Origin of the sequence: Labilibaculum sp., from assembly GCF_963664555.1 — a bacterium.
In the GTDB taxonomy this organism is placed as follows: domain Bacteria; phylum Bacteroidota; class Bacteroidia; order Bacteroidales; family Marinifilaceae; genus Labilibaculum.
The window spans coordinates 1,002,934-1,018,460 of the sequence record NZ_OY761461.1 but is presented as its reverse complement, the minus strand read 5'-3'; the positions used below and the strand labels follow the sequence as shown (position 1 = coordinate 1,018,460).

16 protein-coding genes are annotated in these 15,527 nt (G+C 36.8%); 7 read left to right on the top strand and 9 right to left on the bottom strand.

Annotation, left to right across the window (positions count from 1 at the left end):
* Positions 1-154 precede the first annotated feature (154 nt).
* Both ACKU4N_RS04265 and ACKU4N_RS04260 read right to left on the bottom strand, forming a co-directional pair.
* On the bottom strand, positions 155-382 hold the full coding sequence (locus ACKU4N_RS04265; protein ID WP_407937232.1) for a hypothetical protein: 228 nt from the start codon (positions 380-382) through the stop codon (positions 155-157).
* Positions 383-469: 87 nt separating this feature from the next.
* Complete coding sequence (locus tag ACKU4N_RS04260; protein ID WP_321320915.1) at positions 470-619, bottom strand: hypothetical protein; 150 nt, start codon at positions 617-619, stop codon at positions 470-472.
* A gap of 311 nt (positions 620-930) precedes the next feature.
* On the opposite strand from ACKU4N_RS04260, the gene ACKU4N_RS04255 reads away from it, so the two are divergent.
* Positions 931-1,602: a ferredoxin--NADP reductase gene (locus tag ACKU4N_RS04255; protein ID WP_321320913.1), complete on the top strand. Its 672-nt coding sequence runs from the start codon at positions 931-933 to the stop codon at positions 1,600-1,602.
* Between the two features lie 68 nt (positions 1,603-1,670).
* Positions 1,671-2,714 (top strand): dual-specificity RNA methyltransferase RlmN, encoded by a 1,044-nt coding sequence (gene rlmN, locus ACKU4N_RS04250; protein ID WP_321320910.1) that lies wholly within the window; start codon positions 1,671-1,673, stop codon positions 2,712-2,714.
* 46 nt (positions 2,715-2,760) lie between these two features.
* Here the strand turns inward: rlmN and ACKU4N_RS04245 are convergent, their stop codons facing one another.
* The 3 genes from ACKU4N_RS04245 to ACKU4N_RS04235 form a co-directional block, all read right to left on the bottom strand.
* A complete protein-coding gene (locus ACKU4N_RS04245) occupies positions 2,761-3,780 on the bottom strand; it encodes a LacI family DNA-binding transcriptional regulator (protein ID WP_321320908.1) in 1,020 nt (339 codons plus the stop codon).
* Between the two features lie 192 nt (positions 3,781-3,972).
* Positions 3,973-4,686 carry a pirin family protein gene (locus ACKU4N_RS04240; RefSeq protein ID WP_321320906.1) on the bottom strand — a complete coding sequence of 238 codons (714 nt, stop codon included), beginning with the start codon at positions 4,684-4,686 and terminating at the stop codon, positions 3,973-3,975.
* Between the two features lie 243 nt (positions 4,687-4,929).
* Positions 4,930-6,321, bottom strand: a complete 1,392-nt coding sequence (locus tag ACKU4N_RS04235) for an aldehyde dehydrogenase family protein (protein WP_321320904.1) — start codon at positions 6,319-6,321, stop codon at positions 4,930-4,932.
* A gap of 260 nt (positions 6,322-6,581) precedes the next feature.
* Between ACKU4N_RS04235 and ACKU4N_RS04230 the strand changes: the two genes are divergently transcribed.
* From ACKU4N_RS04230 to ACKU4N_RS04220, 3 genes are all read left to right on the top strand, one after another.
* A complete protein-coding gene (locus ACKU4N_RS04230; protein WP_321320902.1) occupies positions 6,582-7,301 on the top strand; it encodes an XRE family transcriptional regulator in 720 nt (239 codons plus the stop codon).
* Positions 7,302-7,413: 112 nt separating this feature from the next.
* Positions 7,414-8,376, top strand: a complete 963-nt coding sequence (locus ACKU4N_RS04225; RefSeq protein WP_321320900.1) for a DMT family transporter — start codon at positions 7,414-7,416, stop codon at positions 8,374-8,376.
* A gap of 565 nt (positions 8,377-8,941) precedes the next feature.
* Positions 8,942-9,295: a helix-turn-helix domain-containing protein gene (locus ACKU4N_RS04220; protein WP_321320898.1), complete on the top strand. Its 354-nt coding sequence runs from the start codon at positions 8,942-8,944 to the stop codon at positions 9,293-9,295.
* 50 nt (positions 9,296-9,345) lie between these two features.
* Here ACKU4N_RS04220 and ACKU4N_RS04215 read toward each other — a convergent pair whose 3' ends face one another.
* The 4 genes from ACKU4N_RS04215 to dinB form a co-directional block, all read right to left on the bottom strand.
* Positions 9,346-10,227 (bottom strand): cation diffusion facilitator family transporter, encoded by an 882-nt coding sequence (locus tag ACKU4N_RS04215; protein WP_321320896.1) that lies wholly within the window; start codon positions 10,225-10,227, stop codon positions 9,346-9,348.
* 58 nt (positions 10,228-10,285) lie between these two features.
* Complete coding sequence (locus tag ACKU4N_RS04210; protein WP_321320895.1) at positions 10,286-11,197, bottom strand: bifunctional metallophosphatase/5'-nucleotidase; 912 nt, start codon at positions 11,195-11,197, stop codon at positions 10,286-10,288.
* Between the two features lie 10 nt (positions 11,198-11,207).
* Complete coding sequence (locus tag ACKU4N_RS04205; RefSeq protein WP_321320893.1) at positions 11,208-11,990, bottom strand: 5'-nucleotidase C-terminal domain-containing protein; 783 nt, start codon at positions 11,988-11,990, stop codon at positions 11,208-11,210.
* A 103-nt stretch (positions 11,991-12,093) separates the two neighbouring features.
* A complete protein-coding gene (dinB, locus tag ACKU4N_RS04200; protein ID WP_321320891.1) occupies positions 12,094-13,161 on the bottom strand; it encodes a DNA polymerase IV in 1,068 nt (355 codons plus the stop codon).
* A gap of 165 nt (positions 13,162-13,326) precedes the next feature.
* On the opposite strand from dinB, the gene ACKU4N_RS04195 reads away from it, so the two are divergent.
* Complete coding sequence (locus tag ACKU4N_RS04195) at positions 13,327-14,832, top strand: MATE family efflux transporter (protein WP_321320888.1); 1,506 nt, start codon at positions 13,327-13,329, stop codon at positions 14,830-14,832.
* The gene (gene mnmD, locus ACKU4N_RS04190; RefSeq protein WP_321320887.1) at positions 14,819-15,514 is read left to right on the top strand and encodes a tRNA (5-methylaminomethyl-2-thiouridine)(34)-methyltransferase MnmC2; all 696 of its coding nucleotides are present in this window, start codon (positions 14,819-14,821) and stop codon (positions 15,512-15,514) included. Before ACKU4N_RS04195 ends, mnmD begins: the two co-directional genes overlap by 14 nt.
* The last annotated feature ends 13 nt before the right edge of the window (positions 15,515-15,527 follow it).

Here is a 15,527-nt window from a genome sequence, read left to right as displayed (position 1 = left end):
AATAAATGATTTCGAATGTATAATTACAATCCATAGGCCAAAATACATATAATACTCTTTTTCATACAATTACACCAGAAAACGTAATATTTACATCTTCAAAAGTGTTCGTAAACATCACACACAATGTTCGTTTTCGAACAGCTCCAACTACTTATTTAAATGTTTGATTTCCAGAACTTATTTTTCCGTAAATCCATATTTTCCCACCCTTAAAATACGGATTATCATCTCCTTTACGGTTACCCGCCCTAAGCGATCCTGAAGATGCTGAAAGATCAAAACTCAACTGCTCAAAATCATTTAACAAGTTCATGCTAACATCTCCCGAGGTGGCTTTAAAATAGGATTCACCCAACAAAACCAATCCTTGTCCTCTCAAATTACCAGAACCACTACTTAGATTTAAAATGATTTTTTAATTAAGAATCCCAACATTTCCCGAAGAAGAAATACTTTTAATTTGCCCTTACTCATTATCAAACTCCTGATGTGCGGAAGAAGTTCGGGAAGAAATATCTCCAATCACATTTACCATCTCTATATCACCTGAGGTTGCAGTACATTTTACGTTTCCTATCACTTTGTTGTATTCATGATTTCCCGAATTTAGTTGCAAGCAATAAATTCCCTTTAATTATATTTTGAGTTTTCATTTTATTCGAGTTTTTAAAATTGAATTAGTAAATTAATAAGCAAGAACAGATTCTCAATCTATCCATCCCGTATTGCAGGATGCTTAACCCGAGATAAAAGTCACAAAAAGGAAAGAAATTTGATTCTATTACAATTTAGAATCTTTTTAAATAATTTATTATCTTTGCGCTCATTACAATAAAACATCAATGACAAAATGATTTTGGCACATAAGAAGATGATTATCTCAGCAAGGGAAATTCCATCGGGCAACTAATAAATCAATAAGAATATATGGAATCGCAAATAGATCAGAAAAACAAACTTTCAACCACCATAGTAATAGAAAATAAGGCAATCGCTCCCGGAGTGTTTGTTTTAAAATATAAAAAAGTAAAGAGTTTTACTGCCGGACAGTACATTGGATTAACCACCGATTTAAGCGTAACACCACGATTGTACACCATAGCCAGTGGTGAAAACGACACTGAAGTTCAGGTGTTATACAATTTGAAGGATGATGGCTGGTTAACACCAAGACTTAGTGAAATTAAGCCTGGATCAGAACTTTATGTGACAAATCCTGACGGAGATTTTATTGATGATGAATCACCGGCATGGTGGATTGCATCGGGAACAGGAATTGCACCTTATGCGGCAATGTTTCGCTCAGGTTTGCTTAAAAATAAAACCCTTATTCATGGAGGCAGATATGATCATTCTTTCTATTTTGAAAAAGAATTTATTCCTGTTTTAAAAGATAATTACATTCGTTGCTGCTCACAAGATAAAGCTGAGGGTTTGTATCATGGAAGATTAACACGATATTTGCAGGATGTAAAGAAACTACCGGAAAATTGCCGTTTCTTTTTATGCGGCAGTCCTGAAATGGTAGTTGAAGTTCGCGACCTTTTGATTAAACGTGGAGTTGAATACGAAAGAATTGTAGCTGAAATTTACTTTTAATGCAATTAATTTACATGAAAACAGACTGGATAAAAATCGCTGTTTATCTGTAATTATAAAATAGAATAATGGCTAAAGATACCCTTTTAGGAAAAACACTTGAAGAACTGATTCAAATTGTTACTGAATTAAAACTTCCAAAATTTACAGCTAAGCAAATTGCCGACTGGTTGTACAAAAAAGACATTACCAGTATTGAAGAAATGTCGAACCTTTCGTTGAAGACAAGAACTGCTTTACAGGAAAATTACGATCTCGGTATTACTGCATCAACCAAAGTACAGGTTTCGGTTGATGGTACAAAAAAATACCTTTATCCAACTGCTCATGCCCACAAATTTATAGAAACTGCTTACATTCCAGATCAGAAACGAAATACACTTTGTGTTTCTTCTCAAGTTGGCTGCAAAATGGGTTGTTTGTTCTGCATGACAGGCAAACAAGGTTTTCAGGGACAATTAACGAGTGGCGAAATCATCAATCAAATAAGAAGTTTGCCCGAAAGAGAAAATCTAAGCAATATTGTTTATATGGGAATGGGAGAACCTTTGGATAATGTTCCTGAACTCATGAAATCCTTAGAGATCCTAACCTCGGATTATGGAATGGCGATGAGTCCAAGAAGAATCACCGTATCTACAATTGGGATAATTCCAGGGATGATTGAATTTCTTAACCATAGCGAATGTCATTTGGCTGTTAGTCTGCATACTCCTTTCGAAGATGAAAGAAAAAGATTGATGCCGGTTCAAAATGTATATCCAATAAAAGATGTATTGAAAATAATTCGTGATTTTGATTTTGGCCTTCAGCGCAGAATTTCTTTTGAATACATCATGTTTAAAGGAATTAACGATACGCCACGTCATGTAAAAGAGCTTTGCCGGATTTTGGATGGGATTAAATGCAGAATCAATTTGATTCGTTTTCATCCAATTCCAGATACTCCGCTTGACGGATCTGATGATGCAACAATGGAAGATTTTAAGGAGCAGTTAACGAAAAAAGGAATTACCACAACGATCAGAAAATCGAGAGGACTTGATATTTTTGCGGCCTGCGGTTTGCTTTCTACAAAAGAACTGATAAAAAGACAAGAAGAAGATTTCTAAAAAAAAATCCTGCTTAACCAAGCAGGATTTTTTTGTCATTTATATTTTATCTGTCACTTGATGTTCTAACAATCAAATCAGCATGAACAACAACTTCTTTTATTGCTTTGGCATCAGGTGTTTTTTCCATTTGTTCAAACAGTAATCTTGCGGCTTCCCGACCAACCTCTTTTGGATTCTGATCCATTGTAGAAACTGAAGGTTCCATATAACGCGATCTGCGACTATTTGAAAATCCTACTACTGCAAGATCATTAGGAATTTTAAGGCCTAACTCTTTTGCGGCTGCAATTGCTCCAATTGCCATATCATCATTTATAGCAAAAATAGCATCCGGACGATTGGCTCTGGACAATAAATCCAATGCCAGGCTTTTCGCATCTTCCACAGTAAAATCACATCGGGAAATTAATGTTTCATCAAGAGGGATATTTTTGTCTTCCAAGGCTTTTTTATAACCTCTTAGTCTGTTTGTTCCAAACAACATGAACTCAGGTCCGGTCATGAATGCAACTCTTTTAGCTCCACCATTAATCAAATGAGTTACTGCAGTATGAGCTGCCGCAGCATCATCAGCAACAACTTTAGAAACCTCTAATTCTTTAGATGTTCTATCGAAAAGAACCATTGGCACTCCCATATCCTGTATTTTATGAATATGATCGTATGTAGTTGTTGCACGGGTAAGTGATAGAATAATTCCATCCATTCTCATGTTCAGGAACCCATTTACATTTTTCTCTTCCTTTTCGATTCTTTCATTTGAAGAACTAACAAAAACCTGATAGTTGTGCTCATCAGCAATCTGCTCAATTCCTTTTACAACAGTAGCATAAAACGAACTAACAATTTGCGGAACAACAACACCAATAGTATTCGACTTTTGTGTTTTTAAAGCAACAGCTAATGGATTTGGCTGGTACTTTAATTCCTTTGCCAATTTCTGAACTGCTTCTCTGGTTGTTAAGCTAATTTCGGGATTGTTTTTAAGAGCACGTGAGACAGTGGAAACTGAAATACTTAGTTTTTCAGCTATGTCTTTAATGGTTACAGGTCTGTTTGCCATAGTAATAATTTTAGAATCTTACATTCGATTGTCTGAAATTGTAATAAAAATACTGATTTATATCACTTTTCCTGACAAAAAACAAAGATAATATAATTTAGACAGCTTCCATCCTGTGAAATCTACTTTTTAGTGGTTGATTACACCCATTTTCAACATCACATGCCAGCTTAAGCCATTCTTAACATTTAATTAATGCATTGGCACTTCAAAAATCAAAAAATCTGAATTAACAATTCCTATAATCTCCAGTGAATGAACTCCGTTCACGCCTACACCATCCCGCGGCCGAAGAACTTCTCCATCAACTGTCAGCTCTCCGTTAAGAACAAAAACATAAACTCCGTTTGCGTTACCGCTTATTGTATATTCGAGTGTATTTCCACTAGCTACTTTTGCCCGGAACACATATGCATTCTGATTAATTTTTAAAGCATTATGTTGTGATGATTTTGGAGCAACAAGCAGTTGCAATTCACCATTCTCATTTACTTCCGGAAATGATCGTTGATCGTAACTTGGTTCCAGTCCTTCTTTTTCAGGAATGATCCAAACCTGAAGAAAATGTACTTCTTCGGTTTCAGATGCATTGTATTCAGAATGCATAATCCCTTTTCCTGCTGTCATTACCTGAACATCATTCACTTTAATTAATTCGGAATGTCCTGCACTATCTTTATGCTTTAATGCTCCTTTTAATGGAATTGAAATGATTTCCATATTTTGATGCGAGTGAGTTCCAAAACCCATTCCTGCTTTAACAACATCATCATTAAGCACTCTTAACGCTCCAAAATGGATTCGCTCCGGACAGTAATAATCAGCAAAACTAAAACTGTGCTTGCTATCCAACCAATCCAATTGACTACTTCCTCTTGTTCCTGCTTCGTGAAATACCTTATCCATATTTACCTCCTGTTATAAATCTTTACTACAAAGTTAATACAGAGGTGCTTGTTGGTAAATGGACAGAATTGCGTTTGGTTTGTACTATTTATTGAAGCGAAAGCTAATATCGGCCTGCGTGAAGGATTGAAGTGTTTACCCCACAGCGAAGAATGAGCGAGGAGTAGTAACGGAAAGCCTGACCCGGAGGGACACGCCCAAAACGTGAAAAAAGGCGGAAAATGAATTCCGCCCTGATTTTTATTACAATACTTTCGATTTAATCACCATGAGTTTTTCGCGGGTCATTTCGTGCATGGAATACGGAATGCCTCCCATGCCGATTCCTGATGTATCGCGTCCGCCAAAAGGCATCCAATCGACACGAAAAGCGGTATGATCGTTTACCATTACTGCCGATGCATTCAGTTGATTGACTGCATCCATAGCCACATCTAAATTAGAAGTGAAAATGGCTGACTGAAAGGCCAAAGGCAATGAATTTGCGCGATTAACGGCATCCTGCAATTTGGAATAAGCATAAACACAAACCACCGGACCAAACACCTCGTACTGAGAAACTTTCGATTCCGAATCAGGATTCAGAAGAACTGTTGGCTGATAACAGGTATCAGAAATCCGTTTGCCCCCGCACATTATTTTCGCGCCTTCGGCAACGGCTTCGTTTACCCATTGCTCTACCCGATCGACTTCGTAAGTCTGAATCAGCGGTCCCACTTCTGTTTTAGGATCCATAGGATCTCCAACATGTAAAGCATTGGCTTTTGCGACCAGTTGAGCAGTAAATTCTTCGATAATATTTTCGTGAACATATACCCGCTGAACGGATACACAGACCTGACCGGCATGATAGAATCCTCCTTTTGCCAATGCGGGAACGGTTTGCAAAAGATCAGCATCTGCCTCGACAATTACCGGTGCAGAACCTCCGTGCTCCAATGCACATCGGGTTCCCGGCGACAGCTTGGACCGCAGATTCCATCCCACCTCGGCAGAACCTATGAATGAAAGGTAGTTAATCCGTGAATCTTTCACCATGTTTTCGGCATTTTGGCGATTGCAAATAACCACCTGTGCCCAATCCTCTGGCAATCCGGCTTCCTTCATAATTTTCACCAACTCGATTGCCGACAACGGCGTTGATGTTGCCGGCTTGATGATAACGGGTGTGCCAACGGCAAAAGCCGGAATTATTTGATGCACTGCCAGATTTAACGGATGATTAAAAGCGCTTATGCTGAGAACGACACCAATTGGTTCGCGCAAGGTAAATGCCCATCTGTTTATTGAAGCCGCTGTAGTTCCCATAGGAATTTGCTCTCCTTTTAACTGACCAATGTGTTCAATGGCCAATTGCACACCATTAATTGCACGAAGCACTTCTACTTTACTGTCCTGATAAGGCTTTCCTCCTTCGGAAGCTGCAATTTTTGTGAGTTCTTCGACCCGCGTCTGCATAATGGCTTTTGTTTTTTCAAGTATGGCAATGCGCTCGTAGGGTTTCAGCCAGCGGGACCGGTCCTGAAACAAGGCATGTGCTTTGGCTAACTTTTCTTCCACCTGATGCTCATTGAGCATAGGAATTTCCTGTATTAAACTGCCATCAAACGGAGAATTTACTTTTATTGTGTTCATTGTGTAAGCTTATTTATTTTGATATTACAAAATACAGGTTTTCGCGTAAAGATCTTCATTCAAACCCTTCTGATTTTAATCAATAATTGAACGGACTAAATTCAAAGAGTTGATATCTGCACATTATAATTCCTTAACTTTCAATAAACTATATCGAAACAGACAGAAAATCCGGTAAATTGTTCTTTCCTATTCTCCGAAAGAAGCTCCAAACATGTACATTTGCAACTCGAAAAATTTCACCTGTACAAAGCCTCATCATGGAAAACTTAAATAAAAATCTTAAACATTTACGCCTGCGCAAAAGATTATCGCAAGGCAGATTATCGAACAGAATTGGCATAGGAGCCTCATCAATCAGTGCATACGAAAAAAAACGAAGCACGCCTAAAATTACTACATTGATGAAATATTCGAAATTCTTCAAACGTAATTTAGACGAACTGGTGAACGGGGACATCTGCAAATTGGATCAGGAAAAAACGCAAATTACCAAGGGAGACAAACTAAGAATATTACCCATTTTAGTGGATGCCCAAAATGAGGAAATGATCAGTCTGGTTCCCGTAAAGGCTGCCGCGGGTTACCTTAACGGATATTCTGATGCTGAATTTATTCGTGAACTTCCAAATTTCAGAATGCCATTTGCCGAGCTTTCGGAAAACAAAACCTACCGGGCTTTTCAGATTGAAGGAGACAGCATGCTTCCAATTCCTTCCGGTGCTTATATCATTTGTGAATACATTCAGGACTGGGAACTAATAAAAGATGACAGCTGCTGCATTGTATTGACTTCCGACGACGGAATTGTATACAAAAGAGTAAAGAAGGATTTTAAAAACAATCAATTGTTACTCAATTCGGATAACCCGGAATATTTATCTTTTGAGGTAAGCCTAAATCAAATATTAGAGGTATGGAAGTCCTTAGGATTTGTAAGTTTTAGATTACCTGAATCACCAAAAATCAATCGAAAGTAACAAACAAGTAAAATCTTCAAATTTAAATCCTGATAGTGAATTGCTTCATCTATTTTTTTTCTACTTTTAGCTCCGTAAAATCATTCTAAATAAGTTTAATTCAACAAGCACAATGGATCTAACGGGGATTTCAAGCAATTACAAAGGTGTTTTATACGCCATGGTCACAGCCCTTTTATGGGGATTCCTCCCAATCTTCCTAAAAGTTAGCTTAAAAGATCTGGATTCTATTTCAATAGTATGGTTTCGTTTTACTTTTGCCTTTTCCATTCTGTTTATTTACTATTTAATAATCGACAAAAAGCAATTAAACATTATTAAACGACCTCCTTTCATCTTGATCGTTGCAGCACTTGCATTGGGTGTAAATTACCTGGGATTTATGCAGGGAATTAACTACACCAGTCCGAGCAATGCACAGATTACAATGCAAACAGCTCCAATCTTACTGGCTTTAGTTGGTGTTTTCCTTTTCAAAGAGAAATTAAACAGCAAACAATTACTTGGATTTGGAATTGCAGGATTGGGTTTATTTCTCTTTTACAGAAATCAGCTGCAAGCCTTTATTCAAGATACCGAAGCATTTAATACTGGATTTTTTTGGATAGAATTAGGAGCCATGATGTGGGTTTTGTATGCTTCTTTGCAAAAAAAACTGGTGCAAAAACACCCTGCTCAATTGCTGAATATGGTTCTTTACGGAATACCTGCTATTCTCTACGCTCCTTTTGTTAATTTTACAGCCTTCTCAAATCTTGATTTTTCCTCTTGGATGATCGTGATTTTCCTCGGGATGAATACTCTTGTAGCCTACGGTTGTCTGGCATTGGCTTTTAAATATACCGAAGCCTATAAAGTAAGTATAATTGTGACCGTTAACCCAATCATCACATTAACAAGCATGGCTGTTTTATCCTCTATGAATGTAGCATGGATAAAAACAGATAGTTTAAGCATCTACTCAATGCTTGGTGCAGTATTAGTGATTGGCGGCGCAATTACGGCAGTTTTCTTTTCGAGAAAAAACAAAAAAGCACTGATTGAAAGCGATCTTGCAATTGATAATCAGAAATAACATCCATTTAATTTCAAAAGCAGCTTTAAATAAACTGGAATTATTTTTAGTTGAATCAAGGCAAAAAAGTAAAACATAGCCGGGTTCCCTTGCCTCTTTAAAAAAAAGAGATAGCTAAAAAGAACCATTTTATAAGATTGGTTTTGATGTTAATTTAGTACAGGAACCTAACTTAGCTCTAAGTTAACTCAACACACAGTTTTTCTCTTTCATCTTTGATTTTTACTAGGATTGTCTTGTTGTTTATTTAGTATGTTCTGATTTAAACACTATTTGTTCTGAATTTTTCACAATACTTACACTATTTAGCTCCATACATACTAAATTTCGATTAGTACTTTATGATTTTATCTCTACCCATTAATAATATCTCTACCTAAACAAATAAATTAACATCAGATACACTTAAAATAACTATAAGATCATTTAATTTACCAACAAAATTGAAGTGTTTAATTCCATTAACATATTGACATTCTATATTTCTTATTGTAACTTTCTTACTTTGTAATAAGAATTGCACCAATACCTCTTAGTATTACTACCAAAAACTGCATAAAACAAGATGACTAAAAAGAAATATGAAATGCCCGTGAACCTTAACGACATAATCGTTAATCGAATGAAAGAGAAATACATTAGCAATACAGAGTTGGCCCGCCTGTTGCAAATGCATCATTCGTCGGTGCTCTTTATGCTTAAAAACCCAGGCATGCAAATTCGACGCCTATGGACCATCTGTGAAGCTGTTGATTTAAACGTATTTCGTTATTTAGCCAACGAAATTGGAATTAATGACCCGGAAGATTCAACTGTTATTGAGCGTGATATTGAAATTCAGAAACTAAAAAAAGAAATTGAGGATTTAAAAAAAGAACGTGATTTACTGAAAGAAGTAATTGGACTGAGGGGCAGGTGATTGTAATTTAAACCTGCCTTCCGACGTGTAACGCAAATACCCGGACCAGATTAATCCAAATGCGGTTCGATATGAATTGTCGATACATAACCATACTTTTCAAGAATAGCTGCTTCCAGCACCGTTGCAATATCGTGAGCCTTTTTTATAGGCATATCCTGTGGAAGCAATATGTGAAAGGTTAGTTCTGTATGATCCCCATATACATGAAGATGAAAATGATGGGGTTCTAATTTGTACAAAGACACTTTCTCAATGGTCTGTTTTAGTTCCTTGATAATTGTATCGGAAGGGCTTTCTCCCAATAAAGAATGAATAGAATCACTAATAATTTCGTACGCTGCGTGTCCAATTAATAAAGCAACTATCATTCCCAAAGCTCCGTCAATCCACCAAAAATAAGGACCTAAAAATATTCCAACCAAAATAACCAAAGAAGATATTGCATCGCTTCTATGGTGCCATGCATCAGCTTTTAACACTTTGGAATTTGTTTTTTTAGCTCCGTAATAGGCAAATTGAGCCAACAATTCCTTTGTCACCACCGACACGATCATAACAACAATAGCAATGCTTCCAAATTCCGACGATTCCTGACTTTGCAGGGTGTTATAGGATTCAATAATAAAATCGAACGCCACCAAGAGCAATAAGATTCCTATAATAAAGGCACTAATTAAATCGGCGCGTCCATGACCAAAGGGATGATCCTCATCCGCCGGCTTCTTCGAGATCTTAGCGCCAACAATTACAATTACGGAACTTAAGCTATCGGACAAAGTATGCCATGCATCAGCAATAATTGCAATGGAACCCGTGGCCAATCCAGCCCAGTACTTTAATCCAAAAAGCAATATATTCCCGATTATTGAAAGCCAGCCTTCTACCGAAGCCCAATTCGATTTATCTAATTTAAACTTGGAATTTTTCAATGTAACGAATTTTAGCAACAAACTATTAACCTAATTTTGCTGCAATTATTATATTTAATTAAACCAATTCATCATTAACAGAAAGAAGTTTTGAAGATGCCAATTTGGTTCTGTTTCTCTTGTCAATGTAAAAATCAATTCTTCCCAATGCAATACCGGCCCATCCAACTTGATTAACCAGAACCTCTTCACCATCCAAATTCAGAATCCGTTCCGGTGTTTCCAATAGGGTATGCGTATGTCCTCCTACAATCAAATCAACACCTCGGGTTTTTCTGGCTAAATTAACATCACAATCAAAACCCAAATCATTCTTTAATCCTAAATGAGAAAGACAAATAACCAAATCGCATGCATTTTCATCCTTTAAAATACGAACCATTTTCTCGGTAACATCAACAGGATCAACATAAGAGATAGAGCCTCTGTTTTTTGGCTCCACATAACCGTCTAAATTTACTCCCAGACCAAAAACACCAATCCTAAAATCTCCTTTATCAATTATTTTATAAGCTGGGATTTGACCATCCAATTCGGTTTCAGAAAAATCATAGTTCGCATTTAGCAATGGAAAATTAAGGTGCTTCAACCGACTTGAAAGTCCATCAATACCATTATCAAACTCATGGTTACCTAAAGTTCCGGCGTCGTAACCAATTTTCGACATCAATTTAAATTCAGCCTCGCCTTTAAAAAAGTTAAAGTATGGTGTCCCCTGAAATACATCTCCCGCATCAAATAACAAAACCAATTCTTCTTCTTTTCTGATTTTTTGAACCAATGCATGAATTCTTGCAAAACCTCCCAAGCCACCAAATTCAGGATCGCCCTTTGGAAAAGGTTCAATACGGCTGTGCAGATCGTTGGTATGAAGAACCGTTATTTTCTGCAATCCGTTCTTCTTGGCAGCAACTAGCTTGGGAACAATTCCTGTTCCTAAAAACAAACCTGCCACACTGATGTTTTTCAAAAAATCCCGTCTATTCCACATGGTAAATCCTCCCATCTAATTTCGCGGAAATATGTTCTCCTTTTTTATCTTTTTCACTAATGTATCTGATTACCTCTGCACGTAATTTTTTATGCATATGCCTGAAGGTTTCTCTGTTTTCAAAAGCAGACAAACCGCCTCCGCCATTCACCAAATAATCTATTGATAAAATGTGATATGTCTTTTCCAAATCAACTGATATTCCATTAACAAGAACATCAACCGCTTGTTTATCCTTGATTCCCATTTTCACACCGCTAATGCCTTCACCACCAAATCCGGCAACCTGATTTAAAAGTTTCATTAAGTCGTGCCCTTTCATTCCAACAATCACCAATTTATTTTTAAAAGGCAGCATTTCAAAAATCCGTCCGGTTGTTATTTCCCCTTTAGGCATACCTGTTCGAATTCCCCCCTGATTCATTATTGACAAATCAACAGAGTGAGACAATTGATTTTCCGCACAGTATTCTTTCCCGATAGCAAGCATGGCATCGGCAATATAATTAGACAATTTACTCTCCGGCTTGCCAACAATCATTTCTTCTTCAGAAATAGAAATAACCGCATTCATTTCGCCGTCGAGCTGAGATTTAAAGCCCTCAATTACGTGCACGAAAGCAGTATCCTTTTGCGAATAAGAATCCATTACCGAATCAATCGTGTAATTCTGTTGATGATCAGGCATATTAATCTTACTGCTTACAGAACAACCTGAAAAGATCAGCAGTAAGAATAGTATCCTAATTGAGTTATTAAAATATAATTTCATGTGAAAACAGATGAAAGAGTGATTAAACACACCCTTGTCCTTTTTAAGGGAATGTAAAATTATAAAAATAGCTTGATTTCTATATTATATAAATCTGAATTAATCAAAAATCTAAGGTTAATTGCTGAGGTTCAGAAAAATTGATTTGATTGGAAACAGTTAAACCCAGCAGTCGAATGCTTTCTTTCAGTTCAATTTGGTTTAACAATTCGTTTGCCAGATTAAGAATTTGATCCAACCGATTCAATTCCTGCAGAATGGTTTTACTTCTTGTTACCTGTTCAAAACTACTGTATTTCACTTTTAAACTTAAAGTCCTTCCTCTAAAACCACTCTTCTTTAATCGGCGCAGCAAATCTTCTGCAGTTGCAATCATGTCTTTTCTGATCAAATCTTTATTCGATAAATCGGCATGAAATGTATGCTCAGTACTCACCGATTTACGAACCCGGTTGGGATTCACCGGACGGTTATCAATCCCTTGTGCTATTTGAAAGTAGTAAACTCCGGCTTTTCCAAACACACGAGTCAATTCGGCAAGGCTTCTCTCCTTCAAATCTTTCCCTCTGAATATACCCAACTGATGCATTTTATCAGCAGTAACCTTTCCAACTCCAAAAAACTTATCAATTGATAACTGCTCAATAAACTGCTCAACATCTTTAGGAGGAATAACAAATAAACCATCAGGCTTTTGATAATCGGAAGCAATTTTAGCCAAAAACTTATTTACTGATATTCCTGCCGAAGCCGTTAAACCAGTCACCTCCTTAATTCTTTCCTTAATCTCTTTGGCAATCAAACTCGCAGAAGGCAGATTTTTCTTGTTGTGAGTAACATCTAAAAAAGCTTCATCAATAGAAATAGGCTCTACCAAATCGGTGAATTCATGAAAAATACTCATAATTTGCTTCGAAACTTCTTTGTATCGGTCATGCCTGCCCTTTACAAAAATCAAATTTGGGCATCTCCTTTTCGCGATAGAAGAAGGCATTGCAGAACACACACCGAATTTTCTCGCTTCGTAACTGGCAGCAGCAACAACTCCCCTGTCTCCGGATCCCCCAACCGCAATTGGTTTGTTTCGAAGTTCGGGATTATCCTTCTGCTCTACCGAGGCAAAAAAAGCATCCATATCAACGTGAATTATTTTGCGATATTCCTCTTCCATTTTCAATTCAAATATCCAGAAACAATTTAAAAAATAATCGTTTCAATTTTTGTAATTTTACACGCCTTAAAAAAGCTAATCAATTCATATTTCCTATTCAACACTTTGCGAAAATAGGGAATAAATACAACCAAACCCGTTCCTGTAAGAACCAAAATAAGTAAAGTGAACCAAATTAAAGATCTTACCAGAGGAAAAATTTTTCCTCAAATTATAAAACTGGCTATTCCAATAATTGCCACCTCATTTGTGCAAATGGCATACAACATGACGGATATGGCGTGGTTGGGACAAGTTGGAAGCGAAACTGTAAGTGCTGTTGGAATTGCTCTTTATCTGGTTTGGTTTGGTTCATCACTCCTCTTTATTACCAAAATTGGTGCTGAAGTAGGAATTTCACAATCAATAGGAAGTAAAAATCTTGAACGGGCACAATCATTTGCAAAAAACGCGTTCAGTTTATCTTTTATTATCTCCATTGGATTTGCTTTATCAGTATGGATATTTGCCGACCCTATTGTAGGTCTTTTTAATATTAAAAGTGAATTTGTAAACGAGACTGCCTTCAAATACCTTCGGATAATTGCCGTTGGAATGCCATTTACCTATTCCAACATCACTATGGCTGGTATTTATAATGGAGTTGGCAATACCAAAACCTCATTTTGGATCAATGCCTCCGGCTTGATTATAAATATGATACTCGATCCAATTCTTATTTTTGGTTGGGGAAGTATTCCAGGCATGGGTGCCGAAGGTGCAGGAATCGCGACTGTAATTTCTCAGCTAAGTGTTTTTCTACTATTTATATACTACTTGTATATCAAGGAAAACCCATTACAAATCAAAAACTATTTAGGGAAAATTCAAAAAGAATTCTTTCTGCCAATTCTAAAAGTAGGTGGTCCTGTTGCACTTCAATCCGCTTGCTTTGCCATTATTGCTATGGTTTTGGCACGAATAATTAACAATATTGCTCACGGAAATTCAATTCCTTTTTCTGTTCAATCGATAGGATCACAAATAGAAGCACTATCATGGATGACTGCATCGGGCTTCTCAACCGCATTGGGAACATTTACAGGGCAAAATTACGGTGCCAATAAATGGGAACGAATACAAAAAGGATTTTTTATCACTATAGGAATTGCAGGTTTTATTGGATTGATCAGTACCCTTCTCTTCTTTTTTGCCGGAGACCACATTTTCGGATTGTTTATAAACAACAGTGAAAATGATGTAGCAAAAATGGGAATTGTCTATCTAATCATCCTAGGTTTCTCGCAGGTATTTATGTGTGTTGAAATTACAGCAACTGGAGCCTTTAACGGAATAGGAAGAGCAGTTCCTCCTGCAATAGTTGGAATTCTAGGAAACCTGTTACGAATTCCTTTTGCCTATTTATTAAGTTACACTTTAGTTGATTACTTGCCTGAATTTCAGAACTGGATAAATTCTGAGTCCGTTTCGGCAACAGGTGTTTGGTGGGGATTAACCATTAGCAGCGTATTGAAAGGAAGTATTTTATTTTTATGGTTCTTGATTTTGCTAAACAACCATCCCGAAAACTTGTCTCCCATACCTTTAAAACGTTTATGGATTAGAATAATTCCAAGCCGATTACGCCAATCCTCTACAATCATTAATCCACTCGAGAATGAAGAATTTTAAAAGAGAACTTAAAATAACTGAAGATGGTTCTCATACCCTCTTTGTTCCAGAATTAAATGAGCATTACCATTCTACTCATGGTGCCATTCAAGAGGCTATGCATGTGTATTTAAATGCCGGCTTCAATTTTTGCGGACAAAATCCAATTCATATTTTAGAAATTGGTTTTGGAACAGGACTAAACTGCTTCCTCACTCTTATTGAAGCCGAAAAACAAAAAAGAACCGTAATCTACCATTCAATAGAATTGTATCCGATAAAAGAAGAACACATTCAATGTTTGAATTACACCGATCAAATAGAAGGATCAGACAAAGATGTTTTTTTCAAATTGCACCAGTCGGAATGGAATCAGAACGTTGAAATCACAAAATTCTTTACTCTTAATAAACTGCAGGGCGATCTCCGGAAATATATTTTCCCAGCCACGTATGATCTCATCTATTTTGATGCCTTTGCTCCTGATATTCAGCCCGATTTATGGACTCAGGATATTTTTGAAAAACTGTACAATCACCTAAATGAAGATGGAATTTTAACAACCTACTCTACAAAAGGCATCATAAAACAAGCTCTGAGAGGTGCTGGATTTGATGTAAAACGCATGCCTGGCCCACCTGGCAAAAGACAAATGCTGCGCGCAAAAAAGACATGTTTCAATACAAAACAGATGATTGAATAAAGATCTTTTTGTT